Here is a 21,082-nt window from a genome sequence, read left to right as displayed (position 1 = left end):
AAACATCCACGGATTTCGCGGATTACGCCGATTCTCGAGGAGAATGGCTATCTATGTGATCCGTGGATACGACAAGAGACCGATTCAGCCCGCGGGCGCGGCCAGCACCAGGGAGTAGGCGCCGCCGGGGGCCTCATAGTGCTCGTCGATGGTCAGCCCGGCCTCGGCCAGCATCGCCGCCAGCGATTCCGGCGTGAACTTGCGGCTGATCTCGGTCAGGATCTCCTCGCCGGCCGCGATCGCGATCTCGGCGTCCAGCCGGCCCAGGCGCACGGTGTGGTCCCGCGTCGCGCACAGACGCATCTCGATGCGCGCCAGGTCGCGGTCGAAGCGGGCGCGGTGGCGATAGTCCGCCACCGGGAAGTCGGCATCCAGCTCGCGGTTGAGGACATTGAGGACATTGCGGTTGAAGGCGGCGGTCAGGCCCTGGGCGTCGTCGTAGGCCGCCTCCAGCACCGCCGGGTCCTTGACCCGGTCCGCCCCCAGCAACAGGCGGTCGCCGGGCCGCAGCAGCGTCCCGATTTCGCACAGGGCCGCCACCGCCTCGTCCGGCGCGAAGTTGCCGATGGTGCCGCCCAGGAACGCCACCAGGCGCCGGCCCTCGGCCGGCAGCGGGAGGCGCCCGAGCCCGCCGTTGTAGTCGCCGACCAGGGCATTGACCCGCAACCAGGGATATTCCGACACCAGTTCCCGACCGCTGTCGTCCAGCATCTCGGCGCAGACATCCAGCGGCCAGTACACCGGCCGCACGCCGCGGCCCTCGCAGGCATCCAACAGGTGGCGGGTCTTGCGCGCCGTGCCGCTGCCCAGCTCCAGGAGGTGTGCCGGGGCCACCCGCCCCACGATATCGCCGGCGTGGGCCCGCAACAGGGCATCCTCCGTGCGGGTCGGGTAATACTCGGGGGTGTCGCACAGGGCGTCGAACAGCCGCGAGCCGGCGTCGTCGTAGAAGTACTTCGGCGGCAACCAGCGCGGCGGCGCCAGCAGGCCGCGGCGGACATCGTCCGCCAGGGTCGGCAGCGGCCGCTCCGGCGCCACCGGCGTGCAGGTCAGCCGCTCCTCGATCTCGATCGCCTGGTCCATAAACACCCAGTCTGGACTGTTGACGTTACACTAGTGTCCTGTCACGGGTATTTTGCCGTATTCAGAGTGCCTGTGTGTTCCAAACACAAGACGCGTGACAGGACACTGGCAGCCTACGTGCCCCGCACCCATCGTTTGCATCAGGGTCTACCCCGAATGTGCCGGATCGCCGCCTATCTCGGCCCCACCCTGCCGCTGGAGCTATTCCTGCGGGCGCCGCCCCACAGCCTCTACCGGCAATCCTGGGCGCCGCGCGAGATGCGCACCGCCGTGGTCAACGCCGACGGCTGGGGCGTCGCCTGGTTCGCCGGGGACGGCCGGCCCGCGACCTACCGCAACCCCCTGCCGGTGTGGGCGGACGTCAATCTCGACGCCCTGGGCCGCAGCCTGCACGCCCGGCTGTGGCTGGGCAACGTCCGCAGCGCCACCGCCGGGCACGGCACCGACACCCTGAACACGCAGCCGTTCGCGGATCAACGCCTGGCCTTCACCCACAACGGCTTCATCGCCGACTTTCCACGCAGCCTGCGTCGCCGGCTGCGCGCCGTGCTCGACGAGCATGTCGAGGCCGAGATCGTCGGCAACACCGATTCCGAGCATCTGTTCGCGCTGGTACGCCAGCATCCGGGCGATCCGGGCGAGGCGCTGGCGGCCGCCATCGACCGCGTCCGCGGCTGGCTGGCGGACACCGACACCGAGGCCCTGCTCAACGCCGTGGTCAGCGACGGCCGGACCCTGCACGCGGTGCGGGCCGCGATCAACGCGCCGGCACCGTCGCTCTACTACCACGAAGCCTATCCGGCCTTGTCGGGCGGCACCGTGATCGCATCGGAGCCGTTCGACGACGATGCCGGCTGGCGGGAGGTCCCCTCGGGACACCGTCTGCGCGCGGGTCCGGACGAGCCGCTTCGCATCCTGCCGTTATGAGCGGGGCCGGGCGTCTGCAGGCATTGCGCGACGCCTGTCGTGCGGCCCTCGCGGACCTGGACGAGGCGGACCGCCGCGCCCGGCACCACCCCGAACTGAGCCCGCTGGCCTGGCATCTCGGCCATGTCTTCTTCGTGGAGAGCTACTGGGTGCAGGAGGTCGTACTCGGGCGCGACGACCAAACCCGATCCTGGCACACCCTGTACTTCCCGGAACTCTGCCCCAAGGGCGAGCGTCCGGCACGTCTGCCCGACGGCGAGGCGCTGCTCGCCTGGACCCGCGAGATGGCGGCGGCGAACGATGCCTGCTGGCCGGAGACCGGCGCTCATCCGTTGCTGCGGGACGGCTATCTCCGGCGATTCCTGGCGCAGCATTACGCGCAGCATCTCGAAACCATGCGGCTGGCCCGCCGGCAAATCCGCATGCGCGATGCCTCAACAGTGCCGCCCGCCCCGCTGACCGAGGCACGGCCGCCGGCGGCCGAGGCCGTCGACATACCCGCGGCCGGGATCGACCTGGGCGGCACCGGCGAAGATGCGGTCTACGACAACGAGCATCCGGTCCACCGGCGACGGATCCCCGGCTGTCGAATCGCCGCAGCCCCGGTGACCAACGCCGAGTGGCTGGCATTCATGGCGGACGGCGGCTATCGCCGGCCCGAGCTGTGGACACCGGCCGGGCACGACTGGCTCGCGACCGCCGGGGCGCGGGCGCCGGAACACTGGCGGCCGCATCCGGACGGTGGCTGGTACAGCGCCGATCCGGAAGACGCCTTGTCGCCGGACGCCCCGGTGCACGGCATCTGCGCCCACGAGGCCGATGCCTTCGCCCGCTGGGCCGGTGCCCGTCTGCCGCACGAGCACGAATGGGAATCCGCGGCGCGTCAGGGACACCTCGCCGGCGACGGCCGGGTCTGGGAATGGTGCGGCAACGCCCTGTATCCGTACCCGGGCTTCACCGCCTTCCCCTACGAGGGCTATTCCACACCCTGGTTCGACGGCGCCCACCGCGTGCTCCGGGGCGCCAGCCGCCTGACCGAGCCCGAGATCCGGCGCCCGAGCTTCCGCAACTTCTACCCGGAGGGCCACCGCCACGTCGTCGCCGGCCTGCGGCTGGCGTGGGACGCGGCGCCCTGAGCCCTTATACTCCGCGGTCATTACTCCGGCGGCGCAATAGCCGTATTTCGTCGCCGGCGCCATAAGTCGCAAGGGGGAGACACGAGAATGCAGCCGGAGACGCCCGAGGACATCGCGGACACCGTGGCCCGCGCCCTGGCCGAGGACATCGGCGACGGCGACCGCAATGCCGAGCTGGTGCCCGAGGGCACCCGGGTCCGCGCCCGGGTCACCGCGCGCGAGGCCGGCGTGCTGGCCGGCGCGCCCTGGTTCGACGCGGTCTTCGCGCAACTGGACGACAACGTCCGCATCGACTGGCACTTGGCGGACGGCGACGCGCTGCGCCCCGAGACGCCGGTGTGCGACCTGGAGGGACCGGCACGACCGATCCTGACCGGCGAACGCACCGCGCTCAATTTCCTGCAGTTGCTGTCGGGGGTGGCCACCGCCACGCGGCGCTACGTCGAGCGGGTCAAGGGCACCGGTGCGGCCATCCTGGACACCCGCAAGACCCTGCCCGGCCTGCGCTCGGCCCAGAAATACGCCATCCGCTGCGGCGGCGGCGTCAACCATCGCTTCGGCCTGTTCGACGCCGTCCTGATCAAGGAGAACCACATCGCCGCCGCCGGCTCCATCCGCGCCGCGGTGGAGACCGCCCGTCGGCTCCACGAGGACCTGACCGTGCAGGTCGAGGTGGAGAACCTCACCGAGCTGGAGGAGGCCCTGGCGGCGGACGCCGATTCGGTGCTGCTGGACAACTTCGCCAGCCACATCCTCACGCGGGCGGTGATCATGTGCCGCCGGCACCGGCGCCCGAACTTCGCCAAGGTGGAGATCGAGGCCTCCGGCGACGTCACGCTGGGCAATGTCCGCGACATCGCCGATACCGGCGTCGACCGCATCTCCATCGGCGGCCTGACCAAGCACGTCACCGCCGTGGATTTGTCGATGCGGCTGACCCGCATCGACTAAGCCGGCCGAAAAGGCAATCGCCTGCAGCGCGGGCATGGCCCGGCGCCGAGAGCACCCTGGCGTACCGGGCGGGGCGGGACAGTCCCGCCCCGCATCATCCCGGCTGCCGGGCGCCGGCTAGAATCGGTACGCGGCGCCGATCATCACCACCGGATAGAACTCGAAGTCCTCGAGGTCGTCCTCGATGTTGCGCTCCTCGTTCTCGACCTCCTGCTCCGCGAGGAAGATGCCCGAGGACGGGCCGCTGAGGCTGGCATCCACGTCCGGATCGCCCAGATAGGTAACACCCAGGTCGATCGACAGGCGCCATCTGCCCGTGCTCTCCGGCGTGCTGCTCCAGCCAAGGCCGAGATAGGGATGCACGTCGTCCGCGAACTCGACGTCGACATCGACCCGATCGCCCTGAAACAGTACATCCGTGCCATCGCCGAAGTTGCAGAGAGTCTGACGGCAGGTCGCGGAGCCGTCGCCCGAGTTGTCGCTGGCGATGACACCGGCCGTCAAGCGGAAGTTGCCCGTGAACGGATGGAAGTCGACCAGGGCGGCGGCGTTGCGCAGCTCCACGTCCGCGTCGTAGCGGAGATCCGACTGGCCGTCGGGCTCGATGTCGTGGCTGGCGTCCAGGCCGGCCGCCAACCCGCGTATCCGCACGCGGGGACTGAAGGCGTAGCCGACCTCGGCACCCAGGCCGAGGGTCCCGCCCGTCACACCGGCCGAGAACCGGTTCACGTCCTCGGCGGCCGTGACGGAGCCGGCCAGGCAAAGGCCGAAAAGAACTAGCGCTATGCAGCGGCGCATGGGCATTCCCCCTGTTGGCGCCCGTGTTCCCGGGCATGAATGTTTGAACCAGCATGCGTTCCCGGCAGAATCCTGACAAGGATTGCGATCCGGGCGGACATGCCGTAAGCCCGGAGACGCAACGGTGCCCGGCACGCCGAAAACGCATCCACTGATAACACGGTTCTAAGGACTGAAAAGTTCCGTTCGAATCGGCCTCCCCTCCGGATGCTGCAGGGGTGTCAAGGTCTTCGGATCGAATATAAGAAGAAGCAATCCACGGATTTCACGGATGACACAGAAAAAAGTCCGTGAAATCTGCGTAATCCGTGGATCGAACCGGTGCTGTGAACCGGCACGGCGCCGGCCGCGAAGCGTCCCGGCAACCGAGCTGCCGAGTTGGACACGGGCCTTGGCGGGCAATACCTGGAAGCAATAATCCGCAGATCAACGCAGAGGCACGCAGATTAAAGAGCAGTCCAACCAATCTGCGTTAATCGGCGTCAATCTGCGGACAAAACAAATGCCTTGACTCGGCGCGGCGTCGATCGCGCAGCGCCCCGACGACTGAATCGCGGAGCTCCTAGCCACCCAGTGCGGAGCTCAGGAAGAAGAAGAAGCAATCCACGGATTTCACGGATGACACAGATTCAAAGAAAGGCCCGAGCAACTCCGTGTCATCCGTGGATGGATGAACCTCAACCGCCAAGGCGTTCGAAGCCGGCCTCCAGGTCGGCGATGAGGTCGTCCACGTCCTCCAGGCCGGCGTGGATGCGCAGCGTCGGGCCGGACGCGGACCAGCGCGTCGCGGTGCGGTGGATCGCCGGGTCGGTGGGCAGGATCAGGCTCTCGTAGCCGCCCCACGAAAAGCCCATCCCGAACAGCGACAGACCATCCAGCATCGCCGCCAGCGAGCGCTTGTCGCAGGGATGCAGCACCACGCCGAACAGGCCGCTGGCGCCGAGAAAATCCCGTTTCCAGAGGGCGTGGTGGGGATCGTCCGGACGCGGCGGATACAGGATCCGTTCGACCTCCGGCCGCGCCGCCAGCCAGTCGCACAGGGCGGCGGCGTTGGCGGCATGACGTTCCAGGCGCAGGCGCAGGGTGCGCAGCCCCCGCAAACCGAGGTAGACATCGTCCGGACCGGCGCAGTAACCGAGCTGGATCGCGGTCTTGCGCACCCGGCGATAGTGGGTCTCGTTGGCGGTGACCAGTCCGAGCATCGCGTCCGCGTGGCCGACCACGTACTTGGTGGCGGCATGGATGCTGATATCCACGCCGCGCTCGAACGCCGGGAAATACAGCGGCGTGGCCCAGGTGTTGTCCAGCATCACCGGCACGCCGCGCTCGTGCGCCGCCGCGGCGATCGCGGGCACGTCCGGAATCTCGAAGGTCAGCGAGCCGGGCGCCTCCAGGAACACGGCCGCGGTCTCGGGGCGCATCAGCGCGGCGACCTCGTCCGCATCGGCGCAGGGGTCGAAATAGGTGGCGGTCACGCCCAGGCGCTTGAGCAGGCCCTCGCTCAGCTTGCGCGTGGGTCCGTAGACGTTATCGGCGATCAGCAGATGCGCGCCGGCCGCGGCCACGCTCATCAGGGCCACCGAGATCGCGGCCAGGCCGGAGCAGGTGGTGACCGCGCCGTGCCCGCCCTCCAGGCGCGCCATGGCCTCCTCCAGCGCAAAATGCACCGGCGTGCCGTAGCGGCCGTAGTAGACGCCCGCCAGCGGATCGGCCGCGGCCGCCTCCAGCTCGGCCACGGTATCGAACAACACCGTGGAGGCGTGATAGACGGGCGGATTGACCATGCCCTGCTGGCGCCGCGGATCGCGACCGCCGTGCACCAGCCATGTATCGTCCTTCATCGACCTCTCCGCTACCGTTGCGCGCCTACCATATACTGACGCCAGGGCAACGGAACAACCGCCCATGCCGCGATCGCTCAACCGCACCCTGCTCACCGGCGCCGAACTGGCGCTGGCCGCCCTGCCCCGGCGCGCTCCGGATGCCGCCTTGTGGCGGGACGCCCGTATCGTGGCCCACCGCGGCGACACCCGCGGCGGCCGGGTTCCGGAAAACACCCTGGCGGCCTTCGACCCCCTGCCGGACAGCGGGGTCTGGGGCATGGAGTTCGACGTGCGCTGGACCGCGGACCTGGAACCGGTGCTGCTGCACGACCCGGACCTGGCGCGGGTGTTCGGCACGCGGCTGCGGCTCGCCGAGCTGTCGTTCGCCGAATTGCGGCGGCGCTGGCCGCGGGTGCCGCACCTGGACGAGGTGGTCGAGCGCTACGCCCGCCGGCTGCACCTGATGGTGGAACTCAAGGCGGACGCCCATGGCGACCTGGATCGACAGCGGCGCCGGCTGGCGGCCTGCCTCGACGGACTGGAACCCGGCACGGACTATCACGTCCTGTCGCTGGACACGGACCTGTTCCGCTACGTCCCGGACATCCCCCGCCACGGGTGGCTGCCGGTGGCCCGCTTCGATGTCGCCGCCCTGAGCGATTTCGCCCTGCGCAGCGGCTGCGCCGGGGTCGCGGGACCGGCGCCGCTGCTGCGCTGGCGGCATCTGGCCCGCCACCGCGAGGCCGGCCAGGCGATCGGCGTCGGTTTCCCCTTCACGCGGGGGCTGCTGGAACGGGAACTCCTGCGCGGCGTGGACTGGGTCTTCAGCGATTACGCCCTGCGCCTGGCGCACTGGCGCGACCAGGCTTGTTCTTGAATTGGAACCACAGGGGCACAGAGGCACAGGGCTATCAAGAAACTGGCAAAGCCAAGAACAGAGGGCCGAATGAAGTGAGATCGCACTTCGCGTCCTTCGGGGTTATTTACCCAATGCCCTTCTCTGTGTCTCTGTGCCTCTGTGGTTAATTCTTGGCCCATTTAATCTGCCGAGGCGGCCAGAGCCTCAGGCGTCGTCGACCGTGTCGTCGCGGCGCCGGTCGCGCTCGGCGCGGCGCGCCGCCTCGGCGATCTCGAACAGGTCGGTGCCGAGGCCGCCGACCTCGCGGGTGACACCCTCCACCACCCCGTAGATGGTCGTGCGCTCGCCCCCGCGCCGGAACCATTGCTTGGCGTAACCCGCGATCAGGCCGTGGATGTTGCCGACCCGGCCCACGCCCGAGGTCACGGCCTGTTCGGCGCTGTCCTTCGCGATCTCCAGACGGCTGATCATGGTCTTCCTCCCCGGCACGGCTCAGGCGGCCTCCGCCAGCGGCGCCCGGCGCGGCGGCCCGGACCGGCCGCCCGGCAGCGCCAGGCGGCAGATGCGCCTGACCACGGTGCCGAACTGTTTCGACAACGGACCGGTATTGTACGGCAGTCCGTAACGCCGGCAGATGGCCCGCACCTCGGGCGCGATCTCGGCATAGCGGTGCGCCGGCAGGTCCGGGTACAGGTGATGCTCGATCTGGTGGCTCAGATTGCCGGACAGAATGTGGAATAAGCGACCGCCCTCGAGGTTGGCCGACCCCAGGAGCTGGCGCAGGTACCACTGGCCGCGGCTCTCGTTCTCGCACTCGTCCTCCGCGAACATCTCGGTGCCGTCCGGGAAATGGCCGCAGAAGATGATCATGAAGGCCCAGAGGTTGCGCACGACGTTGGCGCTGGCGTTACCCGCGAACACCAGGGGCGCGAACGGCCCGGCCAGCAGCGGGAACAGCAGGTAATCCTTGGCGAGCTGACGCCGCGATTTGCGCCAGACGCCGCGGGCCCGGCGCAGGCGCTCGGCGCGGCCCATGTCGTCGGGCTTGCCGATGCGGTCGACCTCCAGGTCGTGCAGCGCGACGCCCCACTGGAACAGCAGCGCCAGCAGCGTCGCGTACACCGGGTTGCCCAGGTAGTACGGATGCCAGCGCTGTTCCTCGGTCATGCGCAGGATGCCGTAACCGACATCGCGATCCTTGCCCACGATGTTGGTGAAGGTGTGATGCATGTAGTTGTGCGAATGGCGCCACTGGTCCGCCGGCGACGCGGTATCCCACTCGAACCGCCGGGAATCGAGCGCGGGATCGCCCATCCAGTCGTACTGGCCGTGCATCACGTTGTGGCCGATCTCCATGTTGTCCAGGATCTTGGACAACGACAGCGCCGCGGTGCCGGCCAGCCAGGCCGGCGGCAGGATGCCGGCGAACAGCAGCGACCGGCCCGCCACCTCCAGCCCGCGCTGGACCCGGATGACACGCCGGATATAGCTCGCGTCGCGTTCGCCGAGATCGTCGGTCACGCGCTGGCGGATGGCGTCGAGCTCGGCGCCCAGCGCCTCGACCTGCTCGGGCGTGAGGCGCGGGATGTCCTCTTTCGTGGCTTCGCTCATGGCTCGCCTCCTCGGTTTCATATCTGTAGCGTGACGTCGCCCGCCGGGGCGTTCACGCAGATGCGGATATCCTCTTCGCCGTCGCCGGACAGACGACCGGTCTGCAGGTCGCGTACCCGGCCCGCCGTCTTGCGGCAGACACAGCCGCGGCAGATGCCCATCCGGCAGCCGTGCGCGGGCGTCAGGCCGGCCGCCTCGGCCTGCTCCAGCAGCGGGCGCCCGTCGCCGGCGGCGGTCACGCCGCTGCGCTCGAAGCAAACACGGCCGGCGGCGTCGACGGCCGGCCGCGTCGCCGGCGGCCGAAAGAATTCGCGGTGCAGGCGATGCGACAACCCGGCGCGATCCCAGTGATCGGTCACGGCCTCGATCAGCGGGGCGGGACCGCAGACATAGGTTTCGCAGTCGGTGTGATCGCGCGGCAGGTGACCGGCGCGAAAGCGACCGCCGTCCCGTTCCTCGCGGGTGAGGATGGTTCGCGGATGGACGTTCGGATGACGCCGCGCCAGTGCCGCGACCTCGTCGGCGAAGATCGCGTCGCGCCGGGTGCGCGCGTAATGCAGGAAATCGACGCGTCCGTCGTGGCCCTCGTCACACAGGGTGCGCAGCATGGACATCACCGGCGTGATCCCGCTGCCGCCGCTGATCAGGAGCAACCGCGGCGGCCGCGGCCACGGCAGGGTGAAATCGCCGGCGGCGGGACCCAGGCGCAGGATCGTGCCGGGCCGCGCCCGTGTCACCAGGTGGCGGGAGACCCGGCCGTCGGGATGGATCTTGACGGTCAGCTCGATGCGCCCGTCGCGGCGATGCGCCGAACTGGCCACGGAGAAGCGCCGCTCGTGGCACACGCCGTCGATTTCCACACTCACCGGTACGTGCTGACCGGCCGCCATGCCGTCCCAGGCGCGGTTCGGTCGCAGCACCAGGGTCGCGCAATCGGTCGCTTCCGGGCGTACCGCCTCGATGCGTGCCCGGCACTCGCCGCGCACCCAGAGCGGCGACAACAGTTCCAGGTAGCGGTCCAGGCCGTGCGGCCCGGTCGCGGCCTCCCCCAGACGACGCGCGAGCGAAGGCAACCTGGGGCGCGGCAAGGCGGCGGTGGATGGCAGCATGACGGACAATCCATGTGAACGACTGTACACATCGTAGCGTCCGGCACCGCAATGTCAACACTTGCTCACTAAATAAATGCGCAAGAAATAGCTTTGCGCAATCAAGGGGCATGCCCTAGAATCGACCTATAGTGTAAACAGATATTCACATGCCACGATCCAGGCCCCAAGGCGGCACGCGAACGGCCCTGATGGATGCGGCCCTGGCATTGGTCGCCGCCGGCCACAGCTTGGGCGCCCTCAGCCTGCGCCAGCTCACGCGCGAGGTGGGTATCGTGCCCACCGCTTTCTATCGCCATTTCCCCGACATGGAGACGCTGGGCCTGGCGCTGGTCGCGGAGTCCATGCACAGCCTGCGGCAGCTCCTGCGGGCCGCGCGACGGGAGGATCTATCGGGCAGCGACGTGATCCGGCGCTCGGTCGAGATCCTGGTCCGTCACGTCCATGCCAACCGGCTGCATTTCGGCTTCATCGCCCGCGAACGCCACGGCGGCAACGCCGCGGTACGCGGGGCGATCCGTCAGGAACTGCGGCTGTTCGAGAGCGAGCTGGCCACCGACCTGGCGCGCTTCCCGATCCTGGAGCGCTGGTCCACCGAGGACCTGCAGATGCTCGCGGGGCTGCTGGTCAACGCCATGGTCTCGACCGCGGAGTCGATCCTCGACGCCCCCGCCCGCGACTCGCGCGAGGAGGCCGCCATCGTCGCCACCACCGAGAAGCAGCTCCGCCTGATCATGCTGGGCGTGCCCCACTGGCGCAGCGACGCCTCTGACCGGAAAGGCAAGGATACTCGCGCCGAAGGCGCCTGAAAGACAGTAATAACCACAGAGACACAGAGAACACAGAGCCAGACGTAAAGAAGCGCAGCACAGGACGTTTCGTCCGCTTAATGAACGGCGCAATAAATATGGCTTATCTCTGTGCGCTCTGTGCCTCTGTGGTTAGTTCCTTGCGGCGAGCTCAACGGTCGGACCGAGCATCCCGCCCGTGCGGCGCATCCAGGTCGAGCTCGGGACCCAGCGGCACGATCCCGGTGGGATTGATGTGGCCGTGGCTGCGGTAGTAGTGCTGCTTGATATGGTCGAAGTCGGTGGTCGCCGCGATCCCCGGCACCTGGTAGAGTTCGCGCAGATAGCCCGACAGGTGCGGGTAGTCGGCGATGCGCCGGATATTGCACTTGAAGTGCCCGTGGTAGACGGCGTCGAAACGCACCAGCGTGGTGAACAGCCGCCAGTCGGCCTCGGTCAGACGATCCCCGGCCAGGTAACGCTGCCCTCCGAGCCGTTCGTCCAGGGCGTCGAGGCGCGCGAACAGGCTGCGGCAGGCCTCCTCGTAGGCGTCCTGCGCGGTCGCGAAACCGGCCTTGTACACGCCGTTGTTGACCTCGTGGTAGATCGGCTCGTTGATCGCGTCGATCCGCTCGCGCAGGTCCGCCGGATAGTAATCGCGCGCCGGATGTCGGGCGACGGCGTCGAACTCGGCGTTGAGCATCCGCATGATGTCCGACGATTCGTTGGAGACGATGGTCCCGCGCTCGCGGTCCCAGAGCGTGGGCGTGGTCACGCGGCCGGTGTAGTCCGGCACCGCCTTGCGGTAGACCTCGTAGAGATAGCGCGCGCCGTTGACGGTGTCCGGGATGCAGCCGGGCGCCTCCGAGAAGGTCCAGCCGTTCTCGCCCATGTAGGGGTCGACCACCGACACGCCCACGGCCTCTTCCAGCCCCTTGAGCGCGCGCATGATCAGCGTCCGGTGCGCCCAGGGACAGGCCAGCGAGACATAGAGGTGGTAGCGCCCGGCCTCGGCGGGGAAACCGCTGCTGCCGTCGGCCGTGACCCAGTGGCGGAAACCGGGGCTTTCGCGCACGAAACGGCCGCCGGTCGACTCGGTGTCGTACCAGCGGTCCCGCCATTCACCCTCGATCAGTAATCCCATGGTTACGACAAATCCTATCCGCGGATTGACGCCGATGACCGCGGATCAGGGCCAAGGGCCCTCACGTATCCGCCTCTATCGGCGCGCATCCGCGGCTCGTGCATTCTCGGCCGGCGCCGGTTCGGGCGCCCGGCCGGCCAGGAAATCCAGGACCACGCGGTTGAACTCTTCGGGCCGGTCGATGGGCGTGCCGTGGCGGGAATCCCGGATCACCGCCAGGTGCCCGTCCGACAGGCGTTCGACCGCCGCGCGCTTCGCCGCCACCGGCGTGTAATCGTGCTCGGCGGCCACCATCAGGGCGGGACAGGTAATGCGCTCCAGCCGGTCCAGGACCTGCCAACCCGGCAGCGAGCGCAGCGCCCAGAGGTAGTGGCGCTTGTCGTTGGTGGCGTAGCGGCGCTCGAATTCGGACCGCAACTCCGCCTGCGACGGCGCCGGGAACAGGCGCCGGCCGACGATCGCCGCCATGCGGTCCATGCCCAGGCAACGCACCACCGCCAGGCGCATGCCTATCTCGAGCGCCTTCCGGGGCGAGTCGATCGCGAAGCTGGGCGGACAGTTCACCACCACAAGGCGGCGTACCCGTTCGGGTCGGCTCGCCGCCATCTCGAAGGCGGTCGCCCCGCCCATCGACAAGCCCACCAGGTTCGCCTCGGCGATGCCGAGCTTGTCGAGCAGCGCCCAGGTGTCCGCGGCGTAATCGGCGATACGATAGGGCCCCGGCGGCTTGTCGCTGTCGCCCGAGCCGCGCAGGTCCGGCACGATCACCCGGTGTCGCTCGGCGAAGGCCGGTATCTGGTATTCCCAGTCCCGGCCGCTGGAGCCCAGGCCGTGCAACAGCACGACGGGCTCGACATCCCCGGCCTCGCGGTAGTGGATGCGGACCCGGCCCCGGACCTGGACGCGCGGCATCAGCGATCCCCCGGCACGGCTCCGATCTCGCAGAAACAGTGCGCATAGAGATCGCGCGGATCGCTCAGGCCGTGACCGAGCCAGCGCACCGTCGAGTCCAGGGGCAGCCTCGCGATCCAGTCCGGCAGCCAGGACAGGCTCCCGACCTCCAGGGACAGCAGCTCGAGCAGCGCCGAGCGCCAGTCGTCGGCCTGACGGACAACCTCGAGCCGGTAGTCGCCCGGCTGCAGCCCCGCGGCCTCGGCGGCGGCGCCCATGGCCCGCTCGAGTCCGCCCAGCTTGTCCACCAGACCGATGCGCGCGGCATCCGCGCCGCTCCAGACCCGGCCCTGGGCGATGCGGTCGACGGCCTCCACGCCCATGCCGCGGGCCTCGGCGACCTCGCGGATGAAACGGTTGTAGGTGTGTTCGACGCCGGACTGGAGAATGCGCCTGGCCGTGTCGTCCAGGGGTTTGGTGGCCTGGAACGCACCCGACAACGGCGTGGTGCCGAGACCGTCGGTGTGGACCCCGATCTTCTCCAGGGGCCGCGCGAACGTGGGCACCAGGCCGAACACCCCGATCGAACCCGTGATCGTGGCCGGCTGGGCCCATATCTGGTCGGCGTTCATCGAGATCCAGTAGCCGCCGGAAGCGGCCACGCCGGCCATGGAGACGATCACCGGCTTGCCGGACTCGCGCAGCATGGCGATCTCGCGCCGGATACGCTCCGAGGCGTACACCGAGCCGCCCGGGCTGTTCACCCGCAGCACCAGGGCCGCCATGTGATCGTCGCGGCGGACCTTGGAGACCAGGCGCGCGATGTTCTCGCCGCTGGCCGCACCCGAGACCGCCCGGCCCTCGACGATCGGACCCTCGACCACGATCAGGCCGATGCGGCTGTCGGTGCGCGGCGCCGGTTGCTCCGAACGGGCGACACGCAGGTAGTCGCCGTGGAATATCTGGCGAAAGCTGCCGTGCTTGGGATCGCGTCCGACCTTCTCGCGCATATCGGCGCGCATCTCCTCGACCGTGGCCAGCTTGTCCACGAGCCCGGCGTTGAGCGCGGCGCGCGCGGCGTCGCCGGCGAGCCGGGTCAGGGTATCGCCGTAGCCCTCGACATAGCGAGTCACGGCCCCGGCCTCCAGCTCGCGGCCGGCGGTCACGCCCTCGCGATAGGTTTGCCACAGCGATTCCAGCCAGGCGCGGTTGGCGGCGCGTGCCTCGGGCGACATGTCGTTGCGGGTGAACGGCTCCACGAACGACTTGTACTCGCCCACGCGGAATACGTTGATCTCGACGCCCAGCTTGTCCAGGGCATCCTTGAAGTATTGCCGGTAGAGACCGAAGCCCTGGAGAAACACCTGGCCCAGCGGGTCCAGGTAGACGGTATCGGCCTGGGCGGCCAGGTAGTAGGCCCCCTGGTTGTAGGCCGGTGCCCAGGCGACCACCTCCTTGCCGGATTCCTTGAAGCGGCGGATCGCCGCCGCCAGGTCCTGGAGCTGGCCGGTGGAGGCGCCGCCGAGCTCGTCGAGCTTGAGGAAAGCGAATGCGATGCGATCGTCCCCGGCCGCGTGATCCAGGGAGTCGACCAGGTCGCGGACCACGCTCTCGTGACGGCGCTCCGCGGTGACCTGCTCGACCAGGGCTTCCTGCACGTTGCGGGTGCGCTGCTCCACCAGATCGCCGGCGGGCGCCCAGACCAGCGCCACGTCCTGCTCCACCGTCACCGCGGGACCCCCGAACAGGGTCATGTAGAGCACCAGCGGCACCAGGAGCAGCATGGCGATGCTGACCACCGCGTAGGTGACCGTCAGCGTGCGCCAGATCCCGCGGAAGAACCGTCCGATGAATGAGCCGCGCTTGGCGGAATCGCGTGATGCCACGGGGGCCTCTCGTCGGTTGCGGAAGAGCCCGGAATACTACGTCATCGGCCCCGGCAACCCAAGCATCGCCGTCGCCGACATGCGATAGGCCGCACCTATGAAGCGCATTGCGAATATCAACTTGCGCCGCCGCCGCCAGGCCTTAGAATGTTGCATTGCAACGTAGCCGCGCCCGGCGGCTGCCGGCACCCGCCCCGAGCGATCGCGGACCGCCGGGGAAACGTTCCATACGCAACTCAAGGAGACAGGAAATGAGCGTACTCGTGGGTCGCGAAGCCCCCGACTTCACCGCCGCCGCCGTGATGCCGGACGGCTCCATCCAGGAAGACTTCAAGCTTTCGGCGTATCGCGGGCAGTACGTGGTCCTGTTCTTCTGGCCGCTGGACTTCACCTTCGTGTGCCCCTCGGAGATCATCGCCCACAACAACCGTATCGATGCCTTCGAGGAACGCAACGTCCAGCTCATCGGCCTGTCCATCGACTCCGAGTTCACCCACTACGCCTGGCGCAACACGCCGGTGGACCGGGGCGGCATCGGCCCGGTCGGTTTCCCGCTGGTCTCCGACAAGTCGCACCGCATCTGCGGTGCCTACGGCATCGCCCATCCCGAGGAAGGCGTGGCGATGCGGGCCTCCTTCCTGATCGACAAGGACGGCATGGTCCAGCACCAGATCGTCAACAACCTGCCGCTGGGCCGCGAGGTGGACGAGATGCTGCGGATGGTCGACGCCCTGCAGTTCACCGAGGAACACGGCGAGGTGTGCCCCGCCGGCTGGCGCAAGGGGCAGTCCGGCATGAAGCCGGACGCCGAGGGCGTCGCCGCCTATCTTTCCGAGCATGCGGAGAGCCTCTGATCCACGGTACCCTGGACCGGCGGCCGGGCGCGTCCCGGCCGCCGGCACACTGAAGCAGCACGAGCGACCATGAGCGACAAGCAGACCGAGCACCACAAGCTGATCATCCTGGGGTCGGGCCCCGCCGGCTACACCGCCGCGGTCTACGCCGCGCGCGCGAACCTCGACCCGGTGCTGATCACGGGGATGGAACAGGGTGGCCAGCTAATGACCACGACCGACGTGGACAACTGGCCCGGCGATGTCACCGGCCTGCAGGGGCCGGCGCTGATGGAGCGCATGAAGGAGCATGCCGAGCGCTTCGACACCCGCATCGTCTTCGACCACATCCACACCGTGAAACTGGGCGAGCGGCCCTTCACCCTGGAGGGTGATCGCGGTGTCTACACCTGCGACGCGCTGATCATCGCCACCGGCGCCACCGCCAAGTACCTCGGCCTGGAATCCGAGCAGGCGTTCATGGGCAAGGGCGTGTCCGCCTGCGCCACCTGCGACGGCTTCTTTTACAAGGGCCGCAACGTGGCCGTGATCGGCGGCGGCAACACCGCGGTCGAGGAGGCCTTGTACCTGTCGAACATCGCCGCGCACGTCACCGTGGTGCACCGGCGCGACAAGTTCCGCTCCGAGAAGATTCTGGCCGACAAGCTGTTCGAGAAGGCGGAGAACGGCAATGTCAGCATCGTCTGGAACCATGTCCTCGACGAGGTCCTGGGCGACGAGATGGGCGTGACCGGCATGCGGATCAAGGACAAGGAAAGCGGCGAGACCCGCGAGATCGCGGTGGACGGCGTGTTCATCGCCATCGGACACAAGCCCAACACCGACATCTTCGCCGGCCAGCTCGACATGGAGAACGGTTACATCAAGGTGCAGAGCGGCACCCAGGGCAACCACACCGCCACCAGCGTGCCGGGTGTCTTCGCGGCCGGCGACGTCATGGACCATGTCTATCGCCAGGCCGTCACCTCGGCCGGTACCGGCTGCATGGCCGCTCTCGACGCCGAGAAATACCTGGACAGCCTGGCTGAGGAGAATCCGGCCCCGGCCGACACGGCAAAGGCGGTCGCCGGCGGCTGAGCCGGACGCCCGACCGTTCCGGCGATACGGCCGGCCCGGCGGCGACGCCCGGCCGGCCTTTCCCTATCGGCTCACGTGCTGGAGCGGCACGTCCGCATCAGGCATCATTGGCCGCATGCGACGTCCTGTCCCGTTCCTCGCCGCACTCCTGGCGGCCGCCCTGCTCACGGCCTGCGCCGGCATGAGCCTGCCCGGCGCGGGCGAGCCCGCGCCCACCGAGGCCCGCGGCGCGGTGATCGCGGCCGCGAGCGCCCAGATCGGCGCGCCCTACCGCTACGGGGGCGCCGACCGCAAGGGCTTCGACGACGCCGGATTCGTCCATTTCGCCTTCGAGGAGGCCGGGTTCGACCTGCCCCGCGACCGCGAGGCGCAGCTCCGCGCGGGACGCCCGATACGCTTCGCCGAGGCCCGCCCCGGCGACCTGCTGTTCCACCGCGTCGAACGCACCCGCAACGGGCGCGAGCGCGCCATCCTGCACGTGGGGCTCTACATCGGCGACGGCAGCATGCTGCATGCGTCGCTCGACCGCGACGAGGTGGCGCTGGAGACGGTCGACAATGCCTACTGGTTCCAGCGGCGCGTGGCGGTGATCCAGGTGTTGCCGTAGTTCAGTACAGGGCAAGGACGGAGACCCGACTTTCGTCAGTCCCCGATCAGGCCGCCTTGTTCCTGCCGAAATAAAGCAGTCCGGAGGCCAGCCCCAACGCCAGCAGCGCCACCATGGCACCGAACAACGGCCAGGGGCCGAAGTTGTAGATCAACGGCACCGAGATGCCGGTGATCAAGCCGCCGCCGAAGAAGGGTTCGAAGATCAACTGTTTGTAGCCGAAGGCCTCGTAGGCCGGCGACCGGTTCTCGGGATCGGCGATCTTCATCAGGATCAGGCCGGTGGCGGTCACGCCCATGGACTGGCCGAAGTCGCCGATGCCGCGCTCGAACCAGTAGTCCGGGATCATGCGCGGCGCCGCCCAGAGGAACAGGAACAGGCACCACAGGATGCCGCCCGCGGCCAGGACCGCGAACGGCACCAAGTTGTCCGCGATCACCGGCAGCGACAGGCTGGCGATCGCCGCGGCGATCAGCACGTCCAGGGACAGTCCCTGCAGGCGCAGCATGGTCTCGCGGTCCAGCAGGTTGGCCAGCCCCAGACGCCCCAACAGTGCCTGCACGGCGACGCCGCCGAGCATGGCCATCGGAAACAGCGGCACCGCGCCCAGCAGCACCGGACCGCCGTCGCGGGCCCAGGTCAGGCGCTCCAGCCAGCTCAGGGCCTCCAGCAGTCCCACGCCGATCAGGATCGCCAGCGCGATCATCGCCAGGTGCAGGGTCAGCGGTTCCATCGATTCCGGGCGCACGGTCATCGAACCCAGCGTACGCGGCGCCTCGTGGTCCTCGATCACGCCCCGCCGCTGGCCGTGCGACACGCTCGCCGCGCGCCCGTCCAGGCATACGGCACGGCCGCTGCGCGCGCCCCAGTTCACGAGTACGATGCCGGTGACGATACCGGCCACCACGCCCACCGTGGCCATGCCCACGGCCAGCTCTCCGCCGGCCGGATAACCCAGATCGTCGAACACGGCCTGCACGCCGGCGGCGGTGCCGTGACCGCCCTCGAACCCGATCTCGATCAGGGCGCCGGCCATCAGGGGGATGTCGAAAAAAGGCGCCAATACCAGCGCCACCAGCAGGATGCCGACCACGTACTGCCCCGCCCCCAGGGACAGACCGAAGGCGAGCTGCGGTCCGGCCAATCCCCATACCCGGCGCGGGGCCGGCAGGGGCACGCCCATGAGCAGGGTCGCGAACACGACGTTGATCAGCAGGCCCGGCAGTGTGCCCCAGACCTGGTAGATCCACGGCGGCACCGGCCCCTGCGCGAACGCGCCCTCGCCGACGGCGGCGACGGCGCCCAGCACGTGCGGCCCGACCAGCAGGCCCAGGAAACCGGCGAGGATCGAGCCGGGCAGGAACAGCGCCTGCGCGGGCCGCCAGTGCAGGCGCAGCCACTTGCCCGCATACAGCATCACCCCCAGCAGGAGAAGGGCGAAACCGACGCGCTCGGGGCTCATGGCGACGGCCGGCTCAGTCGAGCCGGTCCTCGTATATCTCGACCTGGTAATCGTCCTCCAGGCTCTTGCGCAGCGCGGCGTACTCCATGCCCGCGATACGGCCGCGCACGGCACGGGCGCGAGTGCCGGCGTCGGCGATGCCGCCGGCCGGCGGCTCGCCCGGCTCGACGCCGCTCAGCCGCAGCACGGCGGTGCCGCCGGCGGGCAGGGATGCCAGGGCGTAGCTGGCCGCGTCCGCCGGGCGCGGCATCGCGAACAGGGCATCGCGCAGCGCCGCGTCCAGATCGCCGTTCTCGCGGGTCACCCAACCGGGCTCGTGCAACTCGGCCGGCCCCGTCTCGGCGATCTCGGCCAGCGGCCGCCCGGACTCGGCCGCCGCCCTCGCCTCCTCGGCCAGGGTGCGGGCGCGCTCCGCGGCGGCCTGCTCGCGCAGCGTCGCGGCGATCTCGTCGCGCACCGCCGACAACGGACGGCGTTCGCCCTTCTGATGCTCGGCCACGCGCACCACCACCAGGCGGTCGCTGGAGAGCTGGATGGGCGTGCTGTTCAGGCGGTCCTTGAGCACCGCATCGGAGAAGGCGGCCTTGCGCACGGCGTCGTAATCGCCCAGCCCCTCGCCGCCGTCGCGGCTGATCCAGCCGCTCTCGCGGATCTCCAGGTCCAGCTCATCGGCAAGGGGTTTCAACGAATCCGGCGCCTCGAAACTGAGGCTGTCCAGCCGCTCGCTGAGCTGCCGGAAGCGCTGATCGCGTTCCTGGGCGCGATACACCTCGAGGAGTTCGTCCTGGACCTCCGGCGAATCGAACGGCTTGGTTTCGCTGGGATCGATCTCCTCAAGCTTGATCAGGTGCCAACCGAAGTCGGTCTTGACCGGGGCCGACACCTCGCCCTCCTCCAGCTTGAACAAGGCCTTCTCGAAGGCGGCGACCATGCTGCCGCGGGTCACCCAGTCCAGCATGCCGCCGTCCTTCGCGGTGGACTCGTCGTCGGAATGCTCGCGCGCCAACTCGGCGAAGGCGGCGCCTTCGTCCAGCCGGGCCGACAACCGCTGGATCTCCCGACGCGCGGCGTCGGCTTCGCCGTCCTCGCCGATGCGCACCAGGATATGCCGGGCCTTGCGGCGCTCGGCGGTGCGGAAGCGGGCATCCTTCTCCTGCTCGTAGAGCGCGCGCAGGAATTCCTCGTCCGGCTCGGCCGCCGGCGCGAGCTCGTTGCGGTCGACCTCGACGTACGCGAGCTTGACCCGCTCGGGGCGTGTGTAGGCCTGGGGATTCCGCTCGTAGTGGGCCTGGATCTCGCTGTCGCTGACGTCCACCTCGTCGCGCAGATCGTCGGCCTCGAAGGCCAGGTAGGCGAGCTCGCGCCGCTGTTTGTCGAGCCGATAGTCCGCCAGCACCTCGCGGTGGGTGGCGAAGGCGCTCTCGATCACGCCGGTGCGTACCTGCTGGACGACGAGGTCGTCGCGCAGGCCCGCCTCGAACTGGCCGGGCGCGAGACCGGCCTGCGACAGCAGGGCACGGTAACGCTCGGGCGAGAACCGACCGTCCACCTGGAACTGCTGTTCGGAACGCAGCGCCTGCAGCAGCGCGGCGTCGGTCACGCGGTAGCCCGCGTCGCGGGCGTATTGCTGCAGCAGTGCGTCCTGGACCAGCCCGTCCAGGATGCCGCGGCGGAAGCGCTGGGGATCGATCATGTCGTGATCGAAGTTATCTCCCATCAGGCGCTGCAGGCGCTGATAGCGCTGATCGTAGGCCCGCTGCAACTGGTACTTGGTGATCTCGACGTCGCCGGCCTTGGCGACCGGGGGGTTCGGGTCCTCGGTGAAGTACGAGCCGATGCCCCAGACGCCGAAGACCAGGCTGATGAGGCCGACGACCACATAGGCGATCGGGCCGCTGGCGTTGTCTCGAATCCGCTGCAACATAACGCTCTACCCGGGGCCGTGTCCCCGCGCGGTCCCGGCCGGGCCGCGCGGCGTTCCCTGCCCTCGTTGTAACAAAAACGGGGCGCCGAAGCGCCCCGTGTCGTTCGACGCGCGACCCGGTCCGGGACCGGATCGACGCGGTTCTTGCTAAA

General features: G+C 69.1%; 19 protein-coding genes. 8 read left to right on the top strand and 11 right to left on the bottom strand.

Going from position 1 to position 21,082, the window contains the following annotated elements; all coding sequences use genetic code 11:
* Positions 1 to 84 precede the first annotated feature (84 nt).
* Positions 85 to 1,083, bottom strand: coding sequence for an L-histidine N(alpha)-methyltransferase (gene egtD / locus PC39_RS04450; RefSeq protein WP_353252162.1), 999 nt, complete (start codon positions 1,081 to 1,083; stop codon positions 85 to 87).
* A 156-nt stretch (positions 1,084 to 1,239) separates the two neighbouring features.
* Here egtD and egtC point away from each other — a divergent pair, with 156 nt between their 5' ends.
* From egtC to nadC, 3 genes are all read left to right on the top strand, one after another.
* Complete coding sequence (egtC, locus tag PC39_RS04445) at positions 1,240 to 2,010, top strand: ergothioneine biosynthesis protein EgtC (protein WP_353252161.1); 771 nt, start codon at positions 1,240 to 1,242, stop codon at positions 2,008 to 2,010.
* Positions 2,007 to 3,146: an SUMF1/EgtB/PvdO family nonheme iron enzyme gene (locus tag PC39_RS04440; RefSeq protein WP_353252160.1), complete on the top strand. Its 1,140-nt coding sequence runs from the start codon at positions 2,007 to 2,009 to the stop codon at positions 3,144 to 3,146. Before egtC ends, PC39_RS04440 begins: the two co-directional genes overlap by 4 nt.
* Positions 3,147 to 3,233: 87 nt before the next feature.
* Positions 3,234 to 4,097 carry a carboxylating nicotinate-nucleotide diphosphorylase gene (gene nadC / locus PC39_RS04435; protein WP_353252159.1) on the top strand — a complete coding sequence of 288 codons (864 nt, stop codon included), beginning with the start codon at positions 3,234 to 3,236 and terminating at the stop codon, positions 4,095 to 4,097.
* 117 nt (positions 4,098 to 4,214) lie between these two features.
* Here the strand turns inward: nadC and PC39_RS04430 are convergent, their stop codons facing one another.
* Both PC39_RS04430 and metC read right to left on the bottom strand, forming a co-directional pair.
* On the bottom strand, positions 4,215 to 4,895 hold the full coding sequence (locus PC39_RS04430; protein ID WP_353252158.1) for a hypothetical protein: 681 nt from the start codon (positions 4,893 to 4,895) through the stop codon (positions 4,215 to 4,217).
* A gap of 677 nt (positions 4,896 to 5,572) precedes the next feature.
* Entirely contained in the window at positions 5,573 to 6,736 is a 1,164-nt protein-coding gene (metC, locus tag PC39_RS04425) for a cystathionine beta-lyase (RefSeq protein WP_353252157.1), read from the bottom strand.
* A 64-nt stretch (positions 6,737 to 6,800) separates the two neighbouring features.
* Between metC and PC39_RS04420 the strand changes: the two genes are divergently transcribed.
* Positions 6,801 to 7,595, top strand: a complete 795-nt coding sequence (locus tag PC39_RS04420; RefSeq protein WP_353252156.1) for a glycerophosphodiester phosphodiesterase — start codon at positions 6,801 to 6,803, stop codon at positions 7,593 to 7,595.
* A 186-nt stretch (positions 7,596 to 7,781) separates the two neighbouring features.
* Here the strand turns inward: PC39_RS04420 and PC39_RS04415 are convergent, their stop codons facing one another.
* Genes PC39_RS04415 through PC39_RS04405 form a run of 3 tightly spaced genes read right to left on the bottom strand, consistent with a single transcriptional unit; the run spans position 7,782 to position 10,297 of the window.
* The gene (locus tag PC39_RS04415) at positions 7,782 to 8,048 is read right to left on the bottom strand and encodes a hypothetical protein (RefSeq protein ID WP_353252155.1); all 267 of its coding nucleotides are present in this window, start codon (positions 8,046 to 8,048) and stop codon (positions 7,782 to 7,784) included.
* A 21-nt stretch (positions 8,049 to 8,069) separates the two neighbouring features.
* On the bottom strand, positions 8,070 to 9,188 hold the full coding sequence (locus tag PC39_RS04410) for a fatty acid desaturase family protein (RefSeq protein WP_353252154.1): 1,119 nt from the start codon (positions 9,186 to 9,188) through the stop codon (positions 8,070 to 8,072).
* A 17-nt stretch (positions 9,189 to 9,205) separates the two neighbouring features.
* The gene (locus PC39_RS04405; protein WP_353252153.1) at positions 9,206 to 10,297 is read right to left on the bottom strand and encodes a ferredoxin reductase; all 1,092 of its coding nucleotides are present in this window, start codon (positions 10,295 to 10,297) and stop codon (positions 9,206 to 9,208) included.
* A gap of 149 nt (positions 10,298 to 10,446) precedes the next feature.
* Between PC39_RS04405 and PC39_RS04400 the strand changes: the two genes are divergently transcribed.
* Positions 10,447 to 11,106 (top strand): TetR family transcriptional regulator, encoded by a 660-nt coding sequence (locus PC39_RS04400; RefSeq protein WP_353252152.1) that lies wholly within the window; start codon positions 10,447 to 10,449, stop codon positions 11,104 to 11,106.
* A 151-nt stretch (positions 11,107 to 11,257) separates the two neighbouring features.
* On the opposite strand, the gene PC39_RS04395 is transcribed toward PC39_RS04400, so the two are convergent.
* The 3 genes from PC39_RS04395 to sppA form a co-directional block, all read right to left on the bottom strand.
* Positions 11,258 to 12,229, bottom strand: a complete 972-nt coding sequence (locus PC39_RS04395) for a glutathione S-transferase family protein (RefSeq protein ID WP_353252151.1) — start codon at positions 12,227 to 12,229, stop codon at positions 11,258 to 11,260.
* 75 nt (positions 12,230 to 12,304) lie between these two features.
* Positions 12,305 to 13,141: an alpha/beta fold hydrolase gene (locus PC39_RS04390; RefSeq protein ID WP_353252150.1), complete on the bottom strand. Its 837-nt coding sequence runs from the start codon at positions 13,139 to 13,141 to the stop codon at positions 12,305 to 12,307.
* Positions 13,141 to 15,006, bottom strand: a complete 1,866-nt coding sequence (gene sppA, locus PC39_RS04385) for a signal peptide peptidase SppA (RefSeq protein WP_353252149.1) — start codon at positions 15,004 to 15,006, stop codon at positions 13,141 to 13,143. Before sppA ends, PC39_RS04390 begins: the two co-directional genes overlap by 1 nt.
* A 251-nt stretch (positions 15,007 to 15,257) precedes the next feature.
* On the opposite strand from sppA, the gene PC39_RS04380 reads away from it, so the two are divergent.
* The 3 genes from PC39_RS04380 to PC39_RS04370 all read left to right on the top strand — a co-directional run bounded on the left by PC39_RS04380 (position 15,258) and on the right by PC39_RS04370 (position 17,544).
* Entirely contained in the window at positions 15,258 to 15,860 is a 603-nt protein-coding gene (locus PC39_RS04380) for a peroxiredoxin (RefSeq protein WP_353252148.1), read from the top strand.
* A 69-nt stretch (positions 15,861 to 15,929) separates the two neighbouring features.
* On the top strand, positions 15,930 to 16,937 hold the full coding sequence (gene trxB / locus PC39_RS04375) for a thioredoxin-disulfide reductase (RefSeq protein WP_353252147.1): 1,008 nt from the start codon (positions 15,930 to 15,932) through the stop codon (positions 16,935 to 16,937).
* 115 nt (positions 16,938 to 17,052) lie between these two features.
* On the top strand, positions 17,053 to 17,544 hold the full coding sequence (locus tag PC39_RS04370; RefSeq protein ID WP_353252146.1) for a C40 family peptidase: 492 nt from the start codon (positions 17,053 to 17,055) through the stop codon (positions 17,542 to 17,544).
* Positions 17,545 to 17,590: 46 nt separating this feature from the next.
* Here PC39_RS04370 and PC39_RS04365 read toward each other — a convergent pair whose 3' ends face one another.
* On the bottom strand, positions 17,591 to 19,006 hold the full coding sequence (locus PC39_RS04365) for a sodium/glutamate symporter (protein WP_353252145.1): 1,416 nt from the start codon (positions 19,004 to 19,006) through the stop codon (positions 17,591 to 17,593).
* A gap of 13 nt (positions 19,007 to 19,019) precedes the next feature.
* The gene (locus PC39_RS04360) at positions 19,020 to 20,930 is read right to left on the bottom strand and encodes a SurA N-terminal domain-containing protein (RefSeq protein WP_353252144.1); all 1,911 of its coding nucleotides are present in this window, start codon (positions 20,928 to 20,930) and stop codon (positions 19,020 to 19,022) included.
* Positions 20,931 to 21,082 lie beyond the last annotated feature (152 nt).

This window comes from Salinisphaera sp. PC39 (assembly GCF_040361335.1).
GTDB lineage: Bacteria > Pseudomonadota > Gammaproteobacteria > Nevskiales > Salinisphaeraceae > APNM01.
This window is presented reverse-complemented; position numbering and strand designations above follow the sequence as displayed.

What these genes read in the sequence shown, in the direction of transcription:
- egtD (WP_353252162.1), bottom strand. Translation starts at nt 1,083, where the DNA reads ATGGACCAGGCGATCGAGATCGAGGAGCGGCTGACCTGCACGCCGGTG.
- egtC (WP_353252161.1), top strand. Translation starts at nt 1,240, where the DNA reads ATGTGCCGGATCGCCGCCTATCTCGGCCCCACCCTGCCGCTGGAGCTA.
- PC39_RS04440 (WP_353252160.1), top strand. Translation starts at nt 2,007, where the DNA reads ATGAGCGGGGCCGGGCGTCTGCAGGCATTGCGCGACGCCTGTCGTGCG.
- nadC (WP_353252159.1), top strand. Translation starts at nt 3,234, where the DNA reads ATGCAGCCGGAGACGCCCGAGGACATCGCGGACACCGTGGCCCGCGCC.
- PC39_RS04430 (WP_353252158.1), bottom strand. Translation starts at nt 4,895, where the DNA reads ATGCGCCGCTGCATAGCGCTAGTTCTTTTCGGCCTTTGCCTGGCCGGC.
- metC (WP_353252157.1), bottom strand. Translation starts at nt 6,736, where the DNA reads ATGAAGGACGATACATGGCTGGTGCACGGCGGTCGCGATCCGCGGCGC.
- PC39_RS04420 (WP_353252156.1), top strand. Translation starts at nt 6,801, where the DNA reads ATGCCGCGATCGCTCAACCGCACCCTGCTCACCGGCGCCGAACTGGCG.
- PC39_RS04415 (WP_353252155.1), bottom strand. Translation starts at nt 8,048, where the DNA reads ATGATCAGCCGTCTGGAGATCGCGAAGGACAGCGCCGAACAGGCCGTG.
- PC39_RS04410 (WP_353252154.1), bottom strand. Translation starts at nt 9,188, where the DNA reads ATGAGCGAAGCCACGAAAGAGGACATCCCGCGCCTCACGCCCGAGCAG.
- PC39_RS04405 (WP_353252153.1), bottom strand. Translation starts at nt 10,297, where the DNA reads ATGCTGCCATCCACCGCCGCCTTGCCGCGCCCCAGGTTGCCTTCGCTC.
- PC39_RS04400 (WP_353252152.1), top strand. Translation starts at nt 10,447, where the DNA reads ATGCCACGATCCAGGCCCCAAGGCGGCACGCGAACGGCCCTGATGGAT.
- PC39_RS04395 (WP_353252151.1), bottom strand. Translation starts at nt 12,229, where the DNA reads ATGGGATTACTGATCGAGGGTGAATGGCGGGACCGCTGGTACGACACC.
- PC39_RS04390 (WP_353252150.1), bottom strand. Translation starts at nt 13,141, where the DNA reads ATGCCGCGCGTCCAGGTCCGGGGCCGGGTCCGCATCCACTACCGCGAG.
- PC39_RS04380 (WP_353252148.1), top strand. Translation starts at nt 15,258, where the DNA reads ATGAGCGTACTCGTGGGTCGCGAAGCCCCCGACTTCACCGCCGCCGCC.
- trxB (WP_353252147.1), top strand. Translation starts at nt 15,930, where the DNA reads ATGAGCGACAAGCAGACCGAGCACCACAAGCTGATCATCCTGGGGTCG.
- PC39_RS04370 (WP_353252146.1), top strand. Translation starts at nt 17,053, where the DNA reads ATGCGACGTCCTGTCCCGTTCCTCGCCGCACTCCTGGCGGCCGCCCTG.
- PC39_RS04365 (WP_353252145.1), bottom strand. Translation starts at nt 19,006, where the DNA reads ATGAGCCCCGAGCGCGTCGGTTTCGCCCTTCTCCTGCTGGGGGTGATG.
- PC39_RS04360 (WP_353252144.1), bottom strand. Translation starts at nt 20,930, where the DNA reads ATGTTGCAGCGGATTCGAGACAACGCCAGCGGCCCGATCGCCTATGTG.